Source organism: Microbulbifer sp. MKSA007, from assembly GCA_032615215.1.
GTDB lineage: Bacteria > Pseudomonadota > Gammaproteobacteria > Pseudomonadales > Cellvibrionaceae > Microbulbifer.
In genome coordinates, this window is record CP128433.1 from 3,092,273 (window position 1) to 3,114,183 (window position 21,911).

Here is a 21,911-nt window from a genome sequence, read left to right on the forward strand (position 1 = left end):
AGGCATGCCTTCCTAACCTCTCTTCTCACAATCCTGAAGCCCAAGCCATCCCCCATCTTCGCCCAGCACCTTTAAATACACTAATTATAAATCCTTAAGGCAAGAAGGGAACGCGGTATCAGCGGTATTACCGGACCAAATATTAGTGCCAGAGCTACAATCTAAGGCTTCATTATCATCTAAAAGATCATCTAAGCCGCTTCCTGTTACCGTATTCCCACTGATTACATTGTCCTGATTAGGAAAATCGTATGGGCCACCAATAAAAATTCCATAACTTGCACTACCCAGCACTGAATTGCTGGCAATAACGCAAAACGATGCACCCACCGACATTCCATTAATTGGTTGCTCCGCTAGCACGATCCCCAAATCATTATCCTGCAGATTATTGTTTGAGATGTTGGAAAAGAAACCACTTGCAATTATTCCATACACAAGAAAACCTGAGATGCTGTTACCCACCACTACATTTCTCACACCGAAAACATCAATTCCAGCCGCCTCAGCGTTATTACTATTTGACAGCGTATTCTGGCGAATAAGATTGCTATCACTTTCTACATTAATAGCAATATCATCTGAATCCTCTACAGTTACCCCTACAACCGCATGAAAACCATCCCCACGTAATGACACCCCAATTCCACAGCCTCTCAGTTCCCCACCAGTTAGCCGAGCATAAGATCCAGCCATAAGTATACCAGCGCCACTACCGGTACACTCCACCGAACCATCACCTACCATGGTTAACTTACCATCGGGACCTTCAATAGTAAGAGCAGGATCTTCACTACAGGAAAGGGCCTCACTTAATTCTTGAGCATCAGTAATCGTATCTCCACATTGAACATCTGCTATGGCATAGGAGGAAAAAGCCGAAATCAACATTATCAGCCCCGCCAGATATCGCTTATTCGGAGAATTAGACATAGCTGGAGCCTCGACGTGAAGTTAAAATTAAACTTCAGTGTCGGATTCCAAAAAGTAGCCTGCCATAAGAATATATTCTCATTCTAACTTAAACGATAGAGATATATCTTATGACTAAAATCATAAAATCAGTGACAATACATCGACAATCGCCCTTCTATAAAAACTTAAGCACTACCCCAGCCTATCAATTGACATGCAACCAAAGAGCATTCCCAGATTAAGAACTTAATTAATCACAATTTGTTTTTTAGGAAACCGTATAACACCGTCACTTTCCCATCGATAATTATCTTCCACTTCCAGATTCTTTAGCTGAACCCCATCAGGCATATTGATTCTTTTAATAAATCTGCCCGAATAATCCCAAAACCCCATATGACAAGGGTCGAATAAACCTTGCAGCGGTATATCTCCCGCAAATCCTGAAGAATCGTGTAGAAAACACCCTTTATGGGTACTCAGCGGATAATAAACAAAAAAGTCTGGAATAGTCCCTTCACTATAGTAGGGACCATTTGTCAATTTATTATTAGCAACAAGCTCCTTCAAATATTCTTCTGTAGGCCGATAAACTGCTAAAGGCCTACCCTCATATTCATAGATTTTCATCTTGCCTTTAGGGATTGAATAAACACTAACAGTCAAAGGCCCATCCGTTGCAGCAGATGGTTTCAAACTTTCAACAAAGGGGTATAAAGAAAATAATAAGCCGACACAAACCAACCCCCAGACACACCGAACAAGAATTTTCCTTTTGCTCATCGCAATTCCCTAAGATGCACTACCTAATTTTGCCTCAGCCACCCAGCTCAATAATGAATATTAAAGATGGAAAGTTGCGCAAACCGAAACCCCATAATACAACTTAAGAGTCAGAAGAGAACTAACAAAATTACCTGCGACAATCTGGATTAGCGCAGGGTAATAGAGCTAAAACCGATTAATAGCTGATGCAGATACCCAAAAATAAAAAAAGGCCCCAAATGGGGCCTTCTCGAACTCAACCAGCTCAGCAATTATGCATTTAGAGCTTTAAACTCGCGCCTACGGCGGTGCAGAACCGGCTCGGTATAACCATTAGGCTGGGCACAACCTTCGAATACCAGCTCACAAGCAGCCTGGAAGGCAACGCTCTTATCAAAGTTCGGTGCCATATCGTTATAATTGGAGTCGCCGGCATTCTGGCGGTCTACCACAGCAGCCATACGCTCCATGGTTTCACGCACTTGCTTTTCGCTAACGATACCGTGCTTGAGCCAGTTGGCGATATGCTGAGAGGAAATTCTCAGGGTTGCACGGTCTTCCATCAGGCCGACATCATTAATATCCGGCACCTTGGAGCAACCCACGCCCTGCTCTACCCAGCGTACTACATAGCCGAGAATACCTTGGGCATTGTTGTCCAACTCAAGCTGGATATCTTTAGCACTCCAGTTAGTTTCAGCCGCTACCGGAACTGTTAAAATATCTTCCAGCTTGGCGTGATGGCGATGTTGAATCTCTTCCTGGCGGCGATTCACATCCACTTTGTGGTAGTGCAAGGCATGCAAGGTAGCAGCCGTGGGCGACGGTACCCACGCCGTGTTGGCACCAGCCATTGGGTGGACCAACTTAGCGTGCATCATGGCTGACATCTGGTCTGGAATTGGCCACATACCTTTACCAATTTGTGCTCTGCCCTTCAGGCCACTGTTCAGGCCAACATCCACATTCCACTCTTCGTAGGCGCTAATCCATGTGGATTGCTTCATATCACCCTTGCGAATCATGGGGCCTGCAAGCATGGAAGTATGGATCTCGTCACCGGTGCGATCCAGGAAGCCAGTATTAATAAAGACTACACGCTCTTTCGCTTCGGCAATACAGGCTTTGAGGTTCACAGTGGTGCGGCGCTCTTCGTCCATAATGCCCATTTTTACTGTGTAACGGGGCAGATCGAGCGCATCTTCGATTCGGTTAAACAGAGTATTGGCGAAAGCCACCTCCTCCGGGCCGTGCATCTTTGGTTTTACGATATAGATGCTGCCTTCACGGGAATTCTTGATCGGGCCCTCACCACGGAGGTCATGCAAAGCGATCAAACTGGTGATCATGCCGTCGAGAATCCCTTCGGGAATTTCCTGGCCATCGCCGAACAGCACTGCATCGTTGGTCATCAGGTGGCCGACGTTGCGCACGAACATCAGGCTGCGCCCCGGTAAGGTAACCTGGTTGCCGTTCGGGGAGGTGTACTCACGATCTGCATTGAGCCTGCGCTCAAAGGACTTACCGCCTTTGCTAATGGTTTCCTTCAGGTCGCCTTTCATCAGACCGAGCCAGTTGCGGTAAACCACTACCTTATCTTCAGCATCGACAGCCGCTACCGAATCCTCGCAATCCATAATGGTGGTCAGCGCGGATTCCATTAGCACATCTTTAACACCGGCATCATCGGTTTTGCCGATGGGGCTCTCGCGATCCACCTGGATCTCAAAGTGCAAACCGTGCTGCTTCAGCAGGATGCTGGAAGGCTCTTCGCTGTCACCCAAATAACCAACAAACTGCTTGGCATCTTTTAAGGTGGCGATGTCGCCATTGGCCTGTACCACTTCCAGCAGCGAGCCATTGATGCGGTATTGCACCGCCTCAGCGTGACTACCGCAGGTAAGCGGAGCCGACTGATCGAGGAAGTTGCGTGCATATTCGATCACTTTAGCGCCGCGAACCGGGTTGTATTCCGTGCCTTTTTCCACGCCACCCTCTTCACTGATCACATCTGTACCGTAGAGTGCGTCGTAAAGGCTGCCCCAGCGCGCGTTTGCAGCATTGAGGGCGTAGCGTGCGTTCATTACCGGCACAACTAGCTGAGGTCCCGCCAGGATGGCGATCTCTTCATCGACATTTTCGGTAGTTGCACTGAATTCAGCTGGCTCGTCGGCGAGGTAGCCGATCTCTCGCAGGAAGGTCTGGTAGCCTTCCAGATCGCGGAAACCCTCGGGGTTGTCCGTGTGCCAGCGATCCAGGGTCTCCTGCAGTTCATCGCGTTTTTCCAGCAAGGCGCGATTTACCGGGGCCAGATCGTGGACAATAGATTCCAATTTGGCCCAGAAAGCTTCGGCGCTAACTCCAGTTCCTGGAATCACCTCCTCGCAAACCAGGTTGTAAAGTTCTGGTGCGATTTGCAGATCGCCGATTTGGACTCGTTCCGTCATACCCAGGGCCTCTCATCAGATTGTTGGAATAGCGGCATTCTAAACAGCCATTTCCACATACCGCTAATTTATAGACACAATTCCCACTATTCATAGATCGAATTTTTATGACAAAGCAGTTGATGTGTGTTTGCCCGGACAGAACCGCGCAGACACAGCGCCCACCTGCAACATCGTTACAAAGCGCGGCCAATATCGAGAATTAAACGGCGCAGCCAGCGGTGCGGGGCGCTCTGTTGCAACAGTGGGCTCCAAGCCATTTTTAACTCCAAGTTGGGAATTTCAAGGGGCGGATCACGCCTCACCACGCGGGGATTATCACTGGCCAATTGGGCCAAGCGAGTGGGCACCGTTACGATCAGATCGCTCTGTTCAGCCAGCAGCATAGCTACCTGGTAGTGACGGGTGAAAACGGAGATATCCCGCTTCTCTCCCAAACGACCTATGGCCTCATCTACCCAGCCCAAGCGCTGTACATCTTCCGGGTTAACCCCGACACCCACCCCCATACCGGTCTTGCTCACCCAGATATGCTGGGCTTCCAGATAACTCTGAAGATTGTAATCCCGGAGTATCGGGTTATCAGCGCGCATCACACAGGAGAAGCTGTCGCGCCATACGGTGGCCTGGTGAAAGCTCTGCGGCATGCTGTCAAAGCGGTTGATCACCATATCCACTTTGCCTTGCTCTACATCCACAAAGCTCACATCACTGGGCGTCATGATATCCAGGCTGATACCCGGGGCGTCATCCCGCAGCTGCTTTAACAGCGGCGGTATCAGGGTGGACTCGGCATAGTCACTAGCCATGATGCGGAAGGTGCGGCGGGTATTGGCGGGGTCAAAATCCCGATTTGGCTGGATAACCCGATCAATGGAGGAGAGTGCTTCGCGCACCATCGGCTGCAATTCCAGAGCCCTTTCCGTGGGCATCATGCCCTCACGGGTGCGCACCAGCAACGGATCGTCAAACAGTTCCCGCAGGCGCTTCAGGCCATTACTCATGGCCGGTTGGGACAGCCCCAGGTAATTAGCTGCACGGGTCACATTGCGTTCGCGCAGTAGCACATCGAGATACACCAGCAGGTTCAGGTCAGCTCTTTCCAGTTGCATACATCTATTCGCCAAATCGATAGTGAAAATAAAATCAATAAATTAGGCAAATTATGCCACTCCTCCTAAGATACTCAACACCTAATCGCAGTCACCGTTTAAGGATTTACAGTCATGTCCACTTACACTCAAGACATCGACGCGGTAGCAAAGCTCCGTGAAAGCCATGGCAGCTCCTGGGACGCCATCGATCCCGAATCTGTTGCCCGTATGCGTGCCCAGAACAAATTCAAGCACGGCCTGGATATCGCCAAGTACACCGCTGATATCATGCGCGCCGACATGGAAAACTACGACAAGGACACGTCCAAGTACACCCAGTCCCTGGGTTGCTGGCACGGTTTCATCGGTCAGCAGAAGATGATTTCTATTAAGAAGCACTTCGAAGGCAACACTGACCGCCGCTACCTGTACCTGTCCGGCTGGATGGTTGCCGCTCTGCGCAGCGAATTCGGTCCTCTGCCCGACCAGTCCATGCACGAAAAAACTTCCGTAGCTGCTCTGATCGAAGAGCTCTACACCTTCCTGCGCCAGGCTGATGCACGCGAACTGAACGACCTGTTCCGCGAAGTGGATGCCGCTCGCGAAGCTGGCGATAAAGAAGCTGAGAAAGCTGCCCAGGACAAGATCGACAACCACAAGACTCACATTGTACCGATCATCGCCGACATCGATGCAGGTTTTGGTAACGCCGAAGCAACTTACCTGCTGGCCAAGAAAATGATCGAAGCGGGTGCTTGCTGTATCCAAATCGAAAACCAGGTTTCTGACGAGAAGCAGTGTGGTCACCAGGACGGTAAAGTAACCGTTCCTCACGAAGACTTCCTGGCCAAGATCCGCGCAGTTCGCTACGCGTTCCTGGAACTGGGCGTAGACAACGGTGTTATCGTTGCCCGTACCGACTCCCTGGGCGCTGGCCTGACCAAGCAAATCGCTGTAACCAATAAGCCGGGTGACCTGGGTGACCAGTACAACTCCTTCCTGGATTGCGAAGAAATCGATGCTTCCGAGCTGGCCAACGGCGACGTAATCATCAACCGCGAAGGCAAGCTGCTGCGTCCTAAGCGTCTGGCTTCCAACCTGTTCCAGTTCCGCAAGGGCACTGGCGAAGCGCGCTGCATCCTGGACAGCATCACCTCTTTGCAGAACGGTGCAGACCTGATCTGGATCGAAACCGAGAAGCCTCACGTTCGCCAGATCGGCGGCATGATGGACGAAATTCGCAAAGTCGTTCCCGATGCGAAGCTGGTTTACAACAACAGCCCGTCCTTCAACTGGACCCTGAACTTCCGCCAGCAGGTATTCGATGCCTGGTCTGAAGAAGGTAAAGACGTATCCGCATACGACCGCGCCAACCTGATGAGCGCCGAATACGACGACTCTGAGCTGTCTGCAGCGGCCGACGAGAAGATCCGTACCTTCCAGGCCGACGCGGCTCGCGAAGCTGGTATCTTCCACCACCTGATCACTCTGCCGACTTACCACACTGCGGCCCTGTCTACCGACAACCTGGCCAAAGAGTACTTCGGTGAGCAAGGTATGCTGGGCTATGTGAAAGGCGTACAGCGCAAAGAGATCCGTCAGAGCATCGCCTGTGTTAAGCACCAGAACATGGCTGGTTCCGACATCGGCGACGACCACAAAGAATACTTTGCTGGTGATGCTGCCCTGAAGGCTGGTGGTAAAGACAACACCATGAACCAGTTCGGTTAATCGACCGGTACGGTTTCAGTAAATTTGAGGCGGCACTTGCCGCCTCTTTTTTGAACCCATTGGGTTCATCTCAAAGCACCGCAAGTTTGCCTACGCTTTGATCTCTGCAATTTTTATTACTTGGGCCGCTACTGCGGCCCTTTTTTATTCCGAAACTGAACTACCCCGGTTCTTTCCCTCGCAAAGACAACTCCTCGGCTAGCCTTAAAGCACCCTCGTTGAAATTCGCGCATCATGAGCGATCAAAATTTAATTCTGATATTCAATTGCGGCAGCTCGTCAGTGAAGTTTTCCGTGCTGGACCCGGATTCGGGTGCAGAACATCTTGCCGGTATCGCGGAAGCCCTTGGCACCCCCAAAGCCAAACTGAAGTGGCACTATCAAGGAACAGAAGACTCCCATCGGCTCGCGCTGGATAGCAACCACGCAGCGGTCATTAATGAGCTGGTGACTCAGTTTGACCGAGCCTGGTCAGAGTTACAGGACGGGTTAAAAGCGATAGGCCACCGAGTCGTCCATGGCGGCGAGCATTTCTCCAGCTCCGTTCTGATCAGCCAGAAGGTGATGGCCTGTATCGAAGAGTGCTGTGACTTGGCCCCCTTGCATAACCCCGCTGCTCTCAAGGGGATCTACGCCTCCCTAGATGCCTTCCCCCAACTACCCCAAGTCGCCGTCTTTGATACCGCCTTTCATCAGCAAATGCCGAAGTATGCGTATCTATACGGGCTCCCCTACCCACTGTACGAAGAGTACAAGATCCGCCGCTATGGCATGCATGGCAGTAGCTATCAGTACATTGGCGAGCGGTGCGCTGAACTACTGGGAAAACAGACGGCTGAACTCAATATTATTGCTGCTCACCTCGGTGGCGGCGCCTCTGTTTGCGCCATCAAACAGGGGCGCAGTGTAGATACAAGCATGGGGCTTACACCTCTTGAAGGACTGGTAATGGGGAGTCGCTGCGGCGATCTGGACCCGGGAATACTCCTCTACTTACAGCAAGCGCTTGGATATACCCAAGACTCACTAGAGCAGTTGCTAAATAGAGAAAGCGGTATGCTGGGCATATCCACCCTGAGCAGTGATTGCCGTGCACTGGAGCAAGCTGCCGAGAAAGATCATAAGGGAGCCAAACTCGCCCTGGAAATATTCTGTTACCGCCTGGCCAAATATATTGCTGCTTACACCATCCCCTTGGGTAGCGTCGATGCTTTGGTATTCACCGGCGGTATCGGGGAGAACTCCTCCGGGGTGCGAAGCCGGACCATCGAATGGCTCAAGCCCTTAGGCTACCAACTCAACCCCGAAGCCAATCAGAAAACCAAGTCGCAAGTAGAGGGGTTAATCTCTGCGCAGGAAACTCCCAACATCCTGGTAATCCCCACTAAGGAAGACTGGATTATTGCCCGGGATACATCGCGCTTGGTGCAGTCTTAAACATGCTGCGACACAGCAATGCCAGAACCCTGATGCTGGTTCCTCTGGAAGCGGGAGCCGGTATCACCTCTGTAAGCCTGGGTTTAATTCGGGCGTTAGACCGAAAAAGTATTGAGCTTCAATTTTTTAAACCTGTTGCCGAGCCCCCACCCCCAGACGGCACTATAGAGCGCACCACTGAGATCTTGCGGCAAACATCCAACCTGGCCATCCCCAGCTCACTGAGTGCCGAATATGCGGACTCGATGGTATCCACCGGAAAAATGGCGGATTTACTGGAAGAGATTCTCGCCCGCTTCAGACGAATCTCGGCGAAGGCTGAAGTCAATGTGATCGAAGGCGTGCTACCCAGCCGCGACAATCCCGTGACTAACCAGCTGAATTATCAAATTGCCAAAACCCTCGATGCGGAAGTGGTACTCGTCGCCTGTCCATCCCCCGGTGCAAGTGACTCAATTAAGCAACTTCGCGAGAGACTGGAGTTTGCCGTACGTCTTTATGGCGGCGAGGATGCGAAGCGCGTGGTGGGCTGCATCATCAATAAAGTGGGTCTGCCAGCGGAAATTATGGATACTCCCGGAGCTCATTTAATTGGACTGCATTCACAACTGGAATCTAGCAAAGAAAGCCCCCTAGCCTGACCCCTGAGATACTTTCAAAGCAGATTCCACTGCGTATTGTCGGTTTTATTCCCTGGAATGCAGAACTGCTCTCCCCTCGTGCTCTCGACCTGGCGCGGCACTTTAATGCAAAGGTACTCAATAAAGGAGAGCTGGAAACACGCAGGTTGCATACCGTCACTTTCTGCTCCCGCTCACTGCCCAATATGTTGAGAAGATTTAAGCCCGGGGCCATGCTGGTGACTTCTGCCGATAGGCCCGACGTGGTTGTGGGCGCATGTTTGGCCGTTATGAATGGAGTCAAAATTGGATGCCTGCTATTAACCGGCGGCTACCATTTGGACAAAGCCATTTTGAAACTGTGTACCCCGGCCATGGAAACAGGCCTTCCCATTTTACTGGTACCTTCCAATACCTGGCACACGGTGATGTCACTGCAGACTTTTAATTTGCGCACCCCATCAGATGACAGAAATCGCGTGGACCGGGTGCAGGAATTTTTCGCCAGTCGCCTGGATGAAGCATGGGTGGAATCACTGAGCCAACAAAGTGAAATCCCCAAACGCCTTTCACCTCCGGCATTTCGCTACCACCTCACGGAAATGGCCCGGCGCCGCACTATGCGGATTGTCCTACCCGAGGGCACCGAACCCCGCACAATTCGCGCCGCCCAGCTCTGCCTGGAGAGAGAGATCGCACACCCAGTTTTACTGGGCGAAGAAAAAGATATTTTCAAAATTGCCGAGCAGCAGGGGTTAAAGCTCAATAAAAAGTTGGAAATTGTCGATCCCAAGGCGGTGAGGGCACACTATGTGGAACCCATGGTTGCCCTGCGTAAAAACAAGGGACTTACTCAAGTGGTGGCACTCGAGCAGCTACAGGATAATGTGGTTCTCGGAACCATGATGTTGGCATTGGGTGAAGTGGATGGACTGGTGTCCGGAGCTATTCACACAACAGCCAATACCATTCGGCCCGCCCTGCAACTGATCAAAACCGCCCCGGATGAAGAGCTGGTTTCCTCGATATTTTTTATGCTGCTCCCTGAACAGGTACTGGTCTACGGAGATTGCGCGATCAATCCCGATCCCGATGCACAGCAACTCGCCGCTATAGCCATTCAATCAGCAGATTCCGCAGCGGCATTTGGTATAGAACCCCGAGTCGCAATGATCAGTTACTCCACCGGCACATCCGGCAGCGGCAGCGATGTCGATAAAGTCCGCGAGGCCACCCAGCTGGCCAAACAGAAGAGACCGCAGCTGATTATTGATGGCCCCCTTCAATACGACGCCGCCTTAATCCGCAATGTCGCTGCCCAAAAAGCCCCGCACAGCCCCGTAGCCGGCAGGGCCACAGTTTTTATCTTTCCCGACCTGAATACCGGCAACACTACCTACAAAGCCGTTCAACGCAGCGCTGATTTAGTGAGTATTGGGCCAATGTTGCAGGGGTTGCGCAAGCCGGTTAACGACCTATCACGGGGCGCACTCGTGGATGATATTGTGTATACCATTGCCCTCACCGCCATCCAGGCCCAGGGCAAACTTCACTAATTTTATTTACTCCCGGCGCAAAGGCCTACGCTGGTCGATATACTCTTGTAACGCGGCAGCAACGATATAGGCTTCCAGCCTGTGCTCATAGGTCTCTGTATGATCGTACCCCATTCGCTGTAAGCAGCGTTGGATATAGTCGGCACTTGAGGATTTATCGTGCCAGACCCGGCGGCCTTTAAAAATATTGGCCAGCACTTTCCACCAGCTTTTATCAGCGGAGCGCAAGTGCTGTAGGGCCACCGCTAGCAGGGCTTCCTCATCAGAGAAATCAGTACCCAGTGGATAGTGAGGCAGTTCCGCCAGGCATTTTTCGTCATTGAATACACTGGCGAGGTGTTCAGGTGTGTTTTTATTAAAACTCTCGGGAATAGAAAAGCTTTTTTCTATCTTCCCCGCGTGCTTAGCCTGCTCTAGCAATACGGCTTGAAAGCGGGTATCACAGATACTGAGCATGGCCACCATTACATCCCGGTCTGTTTTACCACGCAAATCGACTGCGCCATATTCCGTCACAACCACATCGCGCAAATGCCGGGGAATTGTCGTGTGAGGATATTCCCATACAATATTACTCTCGCAGATTCCATCGCGCATTCGCACACTGGGGAGCGCAATAATGGATCGAGCCCCTGGCAAGTCCCAAGCCTGGGCGACAAAGTTATATTGCCCCCCACCCCACTCACCACGTGGTTATCCACCAAGGCATCCGAGACAACCGCCCCCCCAAGTGTCACCATCATGGCCGAATTTACAAAGCGCGCATGCTGTCGCTGCGCCAGCTTTAGGTCTCTTTGGGATTGGAGGTCATTGGTAAAACTGATGTCAATCATATCGAGACCTGCACCCTCCCTAGGGTCCAGATCCCGCAACTCTCGATACATAAGTTCCGGCCCCAGATAGAAGCCGCCATGTAACCAGACCCCCCCAGCGATCTTTTTATTCAGGCAACTACCAATTAGACGGCGGCGCCCATGTTCGCTGTGAAGATCACACTCCTCTTCTTCACCATCAGGAGTCAGCAACTTATGGCCCCGCCAACTGTAGCTGGGGTCCACAATGCCAAGCTGCTGTAAAAAATCTGTATCTGCCACGGTTAAAGGGCAACTGATACGGCCAGCATTCTTTAATGCCAGCAGCGTTTCTTCCTGCACAGTATCAGTAATCTGATCGCTATCGAGCAGATGTTGAATTGTCGCATCAGCGTAGACTTTACGGGTCAGAACTCCGGCTCTGCGCAGATGGAGAAAACCGTGGGGCACCATTTCACTGGCCCCGTAAAGGCCCCGCTTAAAGGTGCCAGTACATAGAGGCAGTTCCTCTCGGTAGCGCTTAGCATCCTCTTCCACCAAGTCATCCAGAATCCGGCAAAAGAGGGCGTTTTCCTTATGCCTCAAGCGCAGTACATGGCAAACCGCATCTCCCAGGGCGCCGATACCTACTTGAAGGGTTCCTCCATCTTCAACCAGACTGGCGATATGGTAGGCGATGCTGTATTCGGTAAAGGTTACTGGCAGGGCCGGAGCCGCAAACAGCGGCGTATCGAAAGTCTCGCCTTTCAACAAAAAGTCAAAAGCACTGGCCGGTAGCTCACTGCTTCCATGGATATAGGGCAGCTGTGTATTTACTTCACCCAATAAAAACAGGGGATAGTCTTTGCGCTGAGCTGCCAGCTTTAGAACAGGCAGTGTCAGGTCTGGGTTGCAACTTAAACTGTACCTATCTCCACACTCTGAAGGCGCCACCATTTGCGCAATAACGTTAACCCCCCGACTGATCAGCTCACCGGGTACCTGGGTATAATTTGCACTCACGTAGTGTTGCTGCGCATAGTTGTTGCCGAGCAGCGAACCGGGCTCCATAAAGAATTCAATTACCTGGATATTACCTGGCAGGTGCCCTTTCCTCCTCGCGGGAACATAAGCAAGGTCTTGGTATTGACTGTAATGGGTATCCAGAAGTGGCTGGATAAAGCGCCGGGAAATATCACTATCCCCACGGGGGCGCTCCAGCGTCAGGGCCGTAAATATCGTCAGTGAAATCGTATGATCTTCTGCCGCTCGAGCGTATAGCGTATTAGCGAAATGGTTTGCCTTACCAAGCCCCAGCGGTAAGGCCAATACTATTTTCTTGCCGACAACTTCTAAGAGCTTATCGACACACTCCTCGGCACTGGTAAAGCTCTCTGGAGAATTCTTGTGCGCAGATTCCATCGGAGGTAGCTTTCCTCAAACCTTATTGGACTGTGCCCGCACACCCACCCAAGTGCTCAAAGTGATCCACCTGAATTGCCTTCTCCACAGCATCCGCTGTATCGTAGAGTATCTCAGCCTCTTCATCGCTGATTAGATTTTTCTTTAACCCTTCTTCCACGCTATCCCTGCTCAGGTTGCGAATACCGCCTTTTTTTAATTTTTCACGAGCCCGCTCGGAAGCGCATACCCGATCAAACGCCTGCTCAACAATATCCACTCCATCCCCGGGAGTTCCGAGAAAGACCCCACTGGTCAGCCGGTCGCGAGTCGCCGACGGCGTCAACAGTAATTCCGCACAGGCCTTGGCTTGCCGATCCGATGCGGTGTGGACACTGTGACCCCAAGGCATGGTGAGGAAGTGCATTACTTGGCCAATAAATGGCCGGGGGAAATTTTGAAACACCTCCAACAAGTTGACTTCGATCTTATGCAATCCATCTCGCATGGCAAATTCCAGCAGAGGGAGGTCATCCTTAGGGTTGCCATCATCATAAAAGCGCTTCAGGGTGCAGCTGAGTAGATACAGCTGACTCAAGACATCGCCCAATCGGGAAGAAATTAATTCTTTTCGCTTGAGTTCTCCTCCCAGAGTCATCAAGGAAAATTCGGTGACCAGAGATAGCACCGCCGAATACCGATTCAGTTGTCGGTAGTACTTGGCAGCGTGCCCTACGTTGCGAGGGCTGCTGGCAAACAAGCCCACCGTCCAGCCGTGAAAAATACCCCGACAAAGGGTTTTGAATTGAAACCACATATGTTTGGGCAGCAACTTATCCAGTTCATCCAAACCCGCTTCATGATCCGGATTTTCTGCCGCCAACATTTCCTGCAAGATATAGGGGTGACAGCGAATTGCACCCTGACCAAAGATCATCAAACTGCGAGTGAGAAGATTGGCCCCCTCTACCGTAATTGCTACCGGTATCGCTCGATAAACATTACCCAGGTAATTTAATGGACCATCCATAATGGCCTTGCCCGCATGGATATCCATTGCATCAATAATGGCCTGGCGTAGACCGCAAGTAGCATTGGCTTTCATAATTGCGGTGATCACCGCTGGCTTTCGCCCCTCATCCAGAGCACGGGTAGTCGTTTTATGGGCGCTATCCAATACGAAGGCGATAGAAGCAATTTCAGCCAAGCGGCGTTGCACGCCTTCAAAGCGACCAACGGGCACATTAAATTGCTCTCGAACCCGGGCGTAAGCGCCAGTCATGCGCGCGGCCATTTTTGCCCCACCGGTAGACAGGGATGGCAAAGAAATTCCTCGGCCTGCGGCAAGGGCACTCATCAGCATCTCCCAACCTTTGCCGACATTCTCCTCGCCGCCAATAATCCAATCCATGGGCATAAAAACATCTTTTCCCCAGTTGGGCCCGTTCTGAAATGCTTGCAGTGCTGGGAGATGCCTCTGACCAATGGAAACTCCCGGTGTATCTGTGGGCACCAGGGCAACCGTAATACCCAGCTCTTCTTCATCGCCGAGAATATGGTCCGGGTCATAGAGTTTGAAGGCCAAACCTAACACCGTAGCTATCGGGCCCAAGGTGATATAGCGCTTGTGCCAATTAACACGCATACCAAGGACCTTTTCGCCTTGATATTCGCCGTAACAGACTACGCCACGGTCAATCATGGATGCCGCATCAGATCCGGCCTCCGGACTGGTCAGCGCAAAGCAGGGAATATCAGTGCCATCTGCCAGACGTGGCAAATAGTAATCTTTTTGCCCTTGCGTACCGTGAGCCAGTAGCAGCTCTCCCGGGCCCAATGAGTTAGGCACCATTACTGTGACACCCACACAGGTACTGCGGGTGGTAATTTTGGTCACTATCTCCGCATGAGCTGTCGGGGAAAAGCCAAGGCCGCCATATTTCTTGGGGATAATAATGCCAAAAAAGCGATTTTTCCGTAGGAAATCCCAAACATGCTCCGGAATATTGCGATCCACATAGCTAATTTGCCAATCGTTGATCATTCGGCACAGCTCTTCGACTGGCCCCTCCAGGAAAGCCTGCTCCTCTTCATTGAGCGCAGGTGGACCCATCCCCAACAACTGATCCCAATGTGGTTTACCTGACAATAACTCAGCGTCCCACCAAACCTCACCCGCTTCCATCGCCTCCCTTTCTGTTTCAGAAATTGGCGGAAGTACCCGTTTAATAATTTTTAAAAGAGGCGCGGTAAAGAATTTTTTGCGCAATTCGCTCATTTTCACCTTCCATAGCGGCAGCCGTTGCAACAAACACTGCCAATTCCCGCAGGGTCGAGAGAGTCATCAATGCACAATAATAGGAGACGTTTGATTGCAGGTAAGAATTCACAGAAGAAATCCATGCCCCTACCCTGATAGACATTTTATTTTTCAACAAAACCGGCGTTGTTTTTTTTAGGGCCATTGAAAAGTTATTGAGATTAGCTTTTTCTCACTCCGTCCACAGCAATTCGTATTGTGAGACCCCATCACCCCCTTTCAATTAAATAACCATTTTTCCAGGGACTTAGCCTTATAACTTTTTGAAAGGGAAACAAAAATAAACAAGGATTTTGACATGAAGCGATTAACGGCAATATCTCTCACCAGCATCAGCCTGATGCTCCCTTCATTAATTTACGCCGATCTTATCGGCGAAGAACCGCGCTTAGACCCAGCAGATAGGATTAGCCAGGATGAAATTTCCCAAGGACAACTGCACCTCGACGAAATACGTGAAGCGGGGCTGATTATTTTCAGCACGCCTTTCAATCGTTACGACGGCTTTGGTGATGGTCCCCACGATTTTTCTGAACCGGACAACCACTCCCCCACCGGAGGTAACAGGCCCACCCTGCAAGGTAATGGCACATTTTTACGGGTCAATGGCCTCGATGCGCAAAATTGCCTGGAGTGCCACACCGTTATCAGCAATAGAACAACGCCACCCAGATTGGGCATTGGCGGAGGTGGAGGATTCGGAACCAGCGTATTATTCCGTCCCGCCAATATCGATGTTATCGATGAAAACTTTGACGGTATCGCAGAGTTTGATGGGCGGCTGATTAATCCGGTATTTTTATTTGGCGCTGGGGGGATTGAATTGGTTGGTCGTGAGATGACCCATGAATTACAAAATCTTAAACAACACGCCCTCAACAACCCCGGCACCATCGTTGAACTGGAAACAAAATCAGTCAGTTTTGGGAGCATCATTGCCGACGAGTACGGCAATTTGGATACAACCAATGTCGAAGGCGTCGAGCACGATTTGGTTGTCAGGCCATTTGGTCGAAAAGGTGACAACGCCTCAGTCAGGGAGTTCGATGTCTCCGCCTTGGCATTTCATATGGGGATGCAGGCCTCGGAAGCCTTTGGCGGAGCAACAGCAGATGCTGATAATGACGGAGTCGTCAACGAAATCACCGTTGGGGATTTATCCGCACTGAGTATCTTTATTACCACCCTGGAACCACCATTCGATGTCGATGACAGAGAACACCGTGACGGCCGGAGGCTTTTCTCCGATATTGGCTGCGCCGACTGCCACCGCCCAACGATGGTAACCCAGAGAAGGACCCTCCCTTATAAACTTACCGGCTCTCCAGAAACTCCCTTTGAAGACATTTTTTACGAAGTGGACCTCACCAAGCAACCGACAAATTTTCGCCAAACCCGCAATGGCGGAATAGAGGTCGCAATGTTCTCTGATCTCAAGCGCCACGATATGGGCGAGGGGCTGGCTGAGAACGCCTTCTTCCAAACGGACCAGCAAAACCGTGAGTTTATTACCGCACGCCTTTGGGGAGTGGCCGATACCGCGCCCTATTTACACGACGGCAGAGCCACTACGTTGGCAGAAGCCATTTTTCTCCACGACAGCCCCGGAAGCGAGGCCAGTAACGCAGCACAGAATTTCAAGTATTTAAGTGAAAATGATCAGAATAAGATCTTGGCATTTTTGATGTCCCTGAGAATGCCGGAGAACCCCGCTGATGATCTAATTGATCCCCGCTGAGTTGATTCTCAACAACTGGCAGCGCTTTTGGGCTGCCAGTTTCCAGACCTAATGGACTTACTGGTGTTTTTAGGTCAGTGCCTTACCCGCCACAATTACACCGTTGTTATCCGCGTAGAGGTATTCCCCCGGGCGGAAATCCACACCGGCAAAGCTCACCGCCAGGCCTCTTTCACCAATTCCCTTTTTTCTGTTTTCATTGGATGGCTACCAAGTGCCTGCACCCCCAGATCCAGTTCCGCGATTTCATCTACATCGCGAATGCAGCCATACATCAGGATACCTTCCCAACCGTTGGCAACCGCCTTTTCTGCCAGCATATCGCCAAGACAAGCCCGCCGCATAGATCCACCGGCATCTACAACCAAAACCTTGCCCTGCCCCGGTTCAGCCACCAGTTCTCGCACCAGGGAGTTATCTTCAAAACATTTGATAGTGACAATCTGCCCACCAAAACGATCTCGGCCACCGTAATTGACAAACATAGGATCAACTACTCGCACCTCATCAGGGTAGGCATCACATAAATCGGGGGTTGACTTGAGCATCAATATTCTCGCAGCAATCTATGGAAGAGAAGGATAATAGCGGGAAAAAAGTAGAAGAGCTAAGAGGCAAATAAATACCGGGTATCACCACGATGGATAATACCCGGCCAAGCCTTCGCTGCCACGAAATTGAAACTAGTGTGTTACACGAACCGGCGTGCCTACACGCACATGCTGATAGAACTTTCTCGCCATATGTGGGGGCATACGTACACAACCATGAGAAGCGGGATAGCCGGGCACGTGGCCAGAGGCATGCAGACCGATACCGCCATTAAAACGAATGTAATTATTCATTTTTGCACCGCGATACACAGTACCCGCAGGGCGACGATGCTTTCGAGTATTTACATTCGATCTCACGACTCTGCCGGTGCGTCTATCAACAAAACTGCCATAAATAGACGAGCGGTGATAAGGGTGTTTGGACAACACACGAAAATGTCCGGGGCGTGTGCTATAACCGCGCTTCCCCGAAGAAATACGGGAGACACCAACTAATTTCCCACCTTTATACAGATATGCGCGCTGCTCACTTAAATCAATTCTAATTGATGGACTACCACCCCTGGCTGCGGCGCGATCATCAAACCAATTAGATGCGCGTGGCTTTGCATCTGCCGGTGGCGCTGCCATTAAAGCCATAAGGCACATCATCAAAAAGACATGAAGTATGGGGATTTGAAACTGTCTACTCGTTTGCATAGCTCACCTCACCGAGTCTGGGTACCCTGCCCTGAATCCAACAGATAAACAGTCTGTCGGTAATTTTCAGGTGCGCGCCAGTGGGGCCAGGGCCCACGGCGAACATTTTTACGGAGCACATTGCGCAATCTGTTTTTCGATTTACACGCAACCTTAGGACTCTTCCGATTCTATTGAGGCGAGCGGAAAGATTTAGAATGAATTCTTCTGTGTGGATCAGCTGATAGAGGTTTGTATTTTTTGGGTAATGTGTCGTTTAAATTTTTCAAACACAATTAGCAGAACAAAATCAGGCATTTCCGGATTTAACTGCAACAACGGACTCATTTTCCACCAAGGCAAACACCGCTTCAGCAGAAAAATTACAGTTAAATATAGCGGGGGAAGAATTGGGAAAGCGGCCCACAATTGGGCCGCTTAAGGAGGAAAATTAACCTTCCTCGTTGGCCAGGAATAGCCAGGTATCTACTGCGGTATCCGGGTTCAGGGACACACTGTCAATCCCCTCATCCATCAACCAGCGGGCGAAGTCTTTATGGTCAGAAGGACCCTGACCACAAATACCTACATATTTACCCGCTTTCTTACAGGCTTGGATCGCCCTGGAAAGCAGTGCCTTGACCGCTGGGTTGCGCTCATCAAACAAATCGGCAACCAGGCCGGAGTCGCGGTCCAGACCAAGCGTTAGCTGAGTCAGGTCATTGGAACCGATGGAGAAGCCATCAAAGTGCTGCAGGAAGTCTTCCGCCAGCAAAGCGTTGGACGGCAATTCACACATCATAATGACCTTAAGGCCACCTTCTCCACGGCGCAGGCCGTTTTCAGCCAGCAGACCGACTACTTCCTCAGCTTCTTCCGGGGTGCGGACGAAGGGCACCATGATTTCCACATTGGTCAGTCCCATTTCATCGCGGACTTTCTTCAGTGCACGGCACTCCAGGGCAAAGCACTGGCGGAAATCTTCAGAGCGATAGCGAGCTGCACCACGGAAGCCAAGCATTGGGTTTTCTTCGCTTGGCTCGTACAACTGGCCACCCACAAGGTGCGCATACTCATTAGATTTAAAGTCGGACAAGCGTACGATGACGCGATTTGGTGCGAAGGCTGCAGCCAAGGTAGCGATACCTTCCACCAGTTTTTCGACAATAAAGTCTTCTGGAGAATCGTATCCACCGATACGCTCGCGAATATTCTGCTGCAGATCTTCCGGCAGGTTATCCAGTTCGAGCAGTGCTTTCGGGTGAATACCGATCATGCGGTTGAGGATAAACTCAAGGCGCGCAAGGCCAACGCCCTGGTTCGGCAGATGGCTGAAAGCGAATGCTCGATCCGGGTTACCCACGTTCAACATAATTTTGAACGGCAGCTCCGGCATTTCCGCAACTTCAGTTTCCTCGCGCTGGAATTCCAGTTCACCAGCCATTACAAAACCGGTATCGCCTTCCGCACAGGAAACTGTCACCGGGGTGCCGGTTTCCAGCAGCTCGGTTGCATTACCACAACCTACAACTGCGGGGATGCCCAGCTCACGAGCGATAATTGCCGCGTGACAAGTACGGCCGCCGCGATTGGTAACAATAGCACTCGCTTTCTTCAGGACCGGCTCCCAATCCGGGTCGGTCATGTCGGTAACCAGGACTTCACCATCCTGCATCAGCGCCATATCTTCTACGGATTCAAGCTTGCGAACGGGGCCCGCGCCAATGCGCTGGCCGATTGCGCGGCCTTCACACAATACGTCACTGCGCTCCTGCAAGCTGTAGCGCTCAATGCTGGTTCCCTGATCGCGGGAGCGTACAGTTTCCGGACGCGCCTGTACGATAAACAACTTACCGCTGTCGCCGTCTTTGGCCCACTCGATATCCATCGGGCGACCGTAGTGCTCTTCAATCTTGCGGGCCTGGATTGCCAGGTCTGTCAGCTCCGCATCGTTGAGGGCAAAGCGCTGGCGGTCTTCGTCTGCCACCGGGATAGTTTTTACGGAACGACCACATTCACCGCTCTCGTCGTAAACCATCTTGATCGCTTTACTACCGCGATTGCGGCGCAGAATCGCAGGACGGCCCGTATCCAGGGCTGGCTTGTAGAGGTAAAATTCGTCCGGGTTAACCGCACCTTGAACAACGGTTTCGCCCAAACCAAAGGCAGCGGTGATAAAGATCACATCGCGGAAGCCACTCTCTGTGTCCAGGGTAAACATCACACCCGCTGCACCAGTCTCACTGCGCACCATGTGCTGGATACCGGCAGACAGGGCAACGCCCACATCCGCATAACCGGTATGCACGCGGTAGGCGATAGCACGGTCGTTGTAGAGGGAAGCAAAAACTTCTTTTACTGCCTTCAATACAGCGTCGATACCGCGGATATTCAGGAAGGTCTCCTGCTGACCGGCGAAGGACGCATCCGGCAAGTCTTCGGCGGTTGCAGAGGAGCGAACTGCAACAGCAGTTTCCGCACCACCCAGGGCCTCATAGCCCTCGCGAATCTCTTTTTCCAGCTGCTCGGGGAACGGAGTCTGTAAAATCCAGTTGCGGATTTCATCTCCCGCCTGGGCCAGCTCGGTGACATTACCAACATCCAATCCTTGCAAACGCTCGGCTATACGCTGCTCCAGCTGTTCGTGAGCCAGGAAAGCCCTAAAGGCTTCTGCGGTGGTAGCGAAGCCACCGGGTACGCTCACGCCGGCACCGGCGAGAGAGGAGATCATCTCGCCCAGTGATGCGTTCTTGCCGCCGACTTTGTCGACATCGGCCATGCCCAGTTTTGCGAAGTCGATCGTGAAGTTCGTCAAGTGAAGGCCCTCTAAAATTCAGGTTGAGTGGCGGCAGATTATAAGGATGAGTTTTGTAAAAAATAGCCCGTAAAAATTGGCCAAAATGTTGTAAATTTTCTACAAAAATTGCAAAACGCCAGAATAAAAGACCTTTGCCCCATTCCTCCCCTACAATAGCCCCCTCACGCCGACAAACTGAGAACAAACATGGCAAAAGACAAGCGCACGGCTTTTTTTATCTCCGACGGAACCGGTCTCACCGTCGAAGCGATTGGCCACAGCCTACTCGCACAGTTCCGCGATCAACAAGTTGAGCAGGTCACGCTTCCCTATATCGACTCCACCGAAAAAGTTAAACAGGCCCTGCAACGCATAGAAAAAGCAGCCGATGAATCCGGTTTACAGCCGATCATTATTACCAGCATTGTTTCTGACAAGATCCGGGAACAGCTGCACCAAAGCTCTGCGCTGATGCTCGATATCTTCGAGAACTACCTCACGCCACTGGCCAATCTGTTTAACCGGGATCCAGCGCAGATGGTCAACGTCTCTCACGGCATTGACGACAACCGTCGCTACACCGACCGGATTGAAGCAGTGCACTTCGCCATGGACAATGACGATGGCCGCAGAGTCAGCGAATTCCAGCAAGCCGATGTAATCCTGTTGGGCGTTTCCCGCTCCGGCAAAACGCCTACCTGCTTGTACCTGGCACTTCAGTTTGGCCTGCGCGCGGCAAACTACCCCATCACCGAAGAGGATATGGACTCCACCACCCTGCCCAAGATCCTGCGCCCGTTTCGCAACAAGCTGTTTGGCCTGACAATCGAGCCCGAGCGTCTGATGCAAATTAGACAGGAAAGGCGCGCCAACAGCCGCTACGCTTCTAAGGAACAATGTGAATTCGAGGTGCGCCAAGTTGAGCAAATGCTGAGGCGGGCCCAGGTGCCTTTCCTCAATGCAACCCAACTTTCGGTGGAGGAACTCGCCACCCGCCTGATGTCTCAGGCCGGTATTGAGCGCAGGATTGACTAAAGAGCCACACACCCTTTAATTGCCGCCGCAAA

Annotated in this window: 16 protein-coding genes and 1 pseudogene; 6 read left to right on the forward strand and 11 right to left on the reverse strand. The window is 51.4% G+C overall.

Features of this window, described 5'->3' with window-relative positions; genetic code table 11:
* Positions 1–84 precede the first annotated feature (84 nt).
* From QT397_16590 to QT397_16605, 4 genes are all read right to left on the reverse strand, one after another.
* Entirely contained in the window at positions 85–891 is an 807-nt protein-coding gene (locus QT397_16590; protein WNZ54509.1) for a hypothetical protein, read from the reverse strand.
* Between the two features lie 270 nt (positions 892–1,161).
* Positions 1,162–1,698: a hypothetical protein gene (locus QT397_16595; protein WNZ54510.1), complete on the reverse strand. Its 537-nt coding sequence runs from the start codon at positions 1,696–1,698 to the stop codon at positions 1,162–1,164.
* 254 nt (positions 1,699–1,952) lie between these two features.
* Positions 1,953–4,127, reverse strand: coding sequence for a malate synthase G (locus tag QT397_16600; GenBank protein WNZ54511.1), 2,175 nt, complete (start codon positions 4,125–4,127; stop codon positions 1,953–1,955).
* Positions 4,128–4,303: 176 nt separating this feature from the next.
* Positions 4,304–5,239, reverse strand: a complete 936-nt coding sequence (locus tag QT397_16605; protein ID WNZ54512.1) for a LysR substrate-binding domain-containing protein — start codon at positions 5,237–5,239, stop codon at positions 4,304–4,306.
* 114 nt (positions 5,240–5,353) lie between these two features.
* On the opposite strand from QT397_16605, the gene QT397_16610 reads away from it, so the two are divergent.
* The 4 genes from QT397_16610 (at position 5,354) to pta (ending at position 10,565) form a co-directional block, all read left to right on the forward strand.
* Positions 5,354–6,952, forward strand: coding sequence for an isocitrate lyase (locus QT397_16610; protein ID WNZ54513.1), 1,599 nt, complete (start codon positions 5,354–5,356; stop codon positions 6,950–6,952).
* 234 nt (positions 6,953–7,186) lie between these two features.
* On the forward strand, positions 7,187–8,389 hold the full coding sequence (locus tag QT397_16615; GenBank protein ID WNZ54514.1) for an acetate kinase: 1,203 nt from the start codon (positions 7,187–7,189) through the stop codon (positions 8,387–8,389).
* Positions 8,390–8,391: 2 nt separating this feature from the next.
* Positions 8,392–9,030, forward strand: a complete 639-nt coding sequence (locus QT397_16620; GenBank protein WNZ54515.1) for an AAA family ATPase — start codon at positions 8,392–8,394, stop codon at positions 9,028–9,030.
* Between the two features lie 65 nt (positions 9,031–9,095).
* Positions 9,096–10,565, forward strand: a complete 1,470-nt coding sequence (pta, locus tag QT397_16625) for a phosphate acetyltransferase (GenBank protein WNZ58548.1) — start codon at positions 9,096–9,098, stop codon at positions 10,563–10,565.
* 6 nt (positions 10,566–10,571) lie between these two features.
* Here pta and QT397_16630 read toward each other — a convergent pair whose 3' ends face one another.
* From QT397_16630 to QT397_16645, 4 genes are read right to left on the reverse strand one after another with little or no spacing between them, the layout of a single operon-like run.
* Complete coding sequence (locus QT397_16630) at positions 10,572–11,186, reverse strand: acetyl-CoA hydrolase/transferase C-terminal domain-containing protein (protein ID WNZ58549.1); 615 nt, start codon at positions 11,184–11,186, stop codon at positions 10,572–10,574.
* Positions 11,078–12,778 (reverse strand): acetyl-CoA hydrolase/transferase C-terminal domain-containing protein, encoded by a 1,701-nt coding sequence (locus QT397_16635; GenBank protein WNZ54516.1) that lies wholly within the window; start codon positions 12,776–12,778, stop codon positions 11,078–11,080. The genes QT397_16630 and QT397_16635 overlap by 109 nt, the downstream gene beginning before the upstream one ends.
* A gap of 22 nt (positions 12,779–12,800) precedes the next feature.
* On the reverse strand, positions 12,801–15,035 hold the full coding sequence (locus QT397_16640; GenBank protein ID WNZ54517.1) for an acyl-CoA dehydrogenase: 2,235 nt from the start codon (positions 15,033–15,035) through the stop codon (positions 12,801–12,803).
* Positions 14,983–15,222 (reverse strand): hypothetical protein, encoded by a 240-nt coding sequence (locus QT397_16645; protein ID WNZ54518.1) that lies wholly within the window; start codon positions 15,220–15,222, stop codon positions 14,983–14,985. Before QT397_16645 ends, QT397_16640 begins: the two co-directional genes overlap by 53 nt.
* Positions 15,223–15,375: 153 nt before the next feature.
* Here QT397_16645 and QT397_16650 point away from each other — a divergent pair, with 153 nt between their 5' ends.
* The gene (locus QT397_16650) at positions 15,376–16,815 is read left to right on the forward strand and encodes a di-heme oxidoredictase family protein (GenBank protein ID WNZ54519.1); all 1,440 of its coding nucleotides are present in this window, start codon (positions 15,376–15,378) and stop codon (positions 16,813–16,815) included.
* A gap of 69 nt (positions 16,816–16,884) precedes the next feature.
* On the opposite strand, the pseudogene rraA reads toward QT397_16650, so the two are convergent.
* The 3 genes and pseudogenes from rraA to ppsA all read right to left on the reverse strand — a co-directional run bounded on the left by rraA (position 16,885) and on the right by ppsA (position 20,862).
* Positions 16,885–17,363, reverse strand: a pseudogene (gene rraA / locus QT397_16655) (ribonuclease E activity regulator RraA).
* Between the two features lie 135 nt (positions 17,364–17,498).
* Entirely contained in the window at positions 17,499–18,068 is a 570-nt protein-coding gene (locus QT397_16660) for a L,D-transpeptidase family protein (protein WNZ54520.1), read from the reverse strand.
* Between the two features lie 430 nt (positions 18,069–18,498).
* The gene (gene ppsA / locus QT397_16665; GenBank protein ID WNZ54521.1) at positions 18,499–20,862 is read right to left on the reverse strand and encodes a phosphoenolpyruvate synthase; all 2,364 of its coding nucleotides are present in this window, start codon (positions 20,860–20,862) and stop codon (positions 18,499–18,501) included.
* 189 nt (positions 20,863–21,051) lie between these two features.
* Here ppsA and QT397_16670 point away from each other — a divergent pair, with 189 nt between their 5' ends.
* Positions 21,052–21,879 carry a pyruvate, water dikinase regulatory protein gene (locus tag QT397_16670; GenBank protein ID WNZ54522.1) on the forward strand — a complete coding sequence of 276 codons (828 nt, stop codon included), beginning with the start codon at positions 21,052–21,054 and terminating at the stop codon, positions 21,877–21,879.
* Positions 21,880–21,911: the final 32 nt, after the last annotated feature.

What these genes read in the sequence shown, in the direction of transcription:
- QT397_16590 (WNZ54509.1), bottom strand. Translation starts at nt 891, where the DNA reads ATGTTGATTTCGGCTTTTTCCTCCTATGCCATAGCAGATGTTCAATGT.
- QT397_16595 (WNZ54510.1), bottom strand. Translation starts at nt 1,698, where the DNA reads ATGAGCAAAAGGAAAATTCTTGTTCGGTGTGTCTGGGGGTTGGTTTGT.
- QT397_16600 (WNZ54511.1), bottom strand. Translation starts at nt 4,127, where the DNA reads ATGACGGAACGAGTCCAAATCGGCGATCTGCAAATCGCACCAGAACTT.
- QT397_16605 (WNZ54512.1), bottom strand. Translation starts at nt 5,239, where the DNA reads ATGCAACTGGAAAGAGCTGACCTGAACCTGCTGGTGTATCTCGATGTG.
- QT397_16610 (WNZ54513.1), top strand. Translation starts at nt 5,354, where the DNA reads ATGTCCACTTACACTCAAGACATCGACGCGGTAGCAAAGCTCCGTGAA.
- QT397_16615 (WNZ54514.1), top strand. Translation starts at nt 7,187, where the DNA reads ATGAGCGATCAAAATTTAATTCTGATATTCAATTGCGGCAGCTCGTCA.
- QT397_16620 (WNZ54515.1), top strand. Translation starts at nt 8,392, where the DNA reads ATGCTGCGACACAGCAATGCCAGAACCCTGATGCTGGTTCCTCTGGAA.
- QT397_16635 (WNZ54516.1), bottom strand. Translation starts at nt 12,778, where the DNA reads ATGGAATCTGCGCACAAGAATTCTCCAGAGAGCTTTACCAGTGCCGAG.
- QT397_16640 (WNZ54517.1), bottom strand. Translation starts at nt 15,035, where the DNA reads ATGAGCGAATTGCGCAAAAAATTCTTTACCGCGCCTCTTTTAAAAATT.
- QT397_16645 (WNZ54518.1), bottom strand. Translation starts at nt 15,222, where the DNA reads ATGGCCCTAAAAAAAACAACGCCGGTTTTGTTGAAAAATAAAATGTCT.
- QT397_16650 (WNZ54519.1), top strand. Translation starts at nt 15,376, where the DNA reads ATGAAGCGATTAACGGCAATATCTCTCACCAGCATCAGCCTGATGCTC.
- QT397_16660 (WNZ54520.1), bottom strand. Translation starts at nt 18,068, where the DNA reads ATGCAAACGAGTAGACAGTTTCAAATCCCCATACTTCATGTCTTTTTG.
- QT397_16670 (WNZ54522.1), top strand. Translation starts at nt 21,052, where the DNA reads ATGGCAAAAGACAAGCGCACGGCTTTTTTTATCTCCGACGGAACCGGT.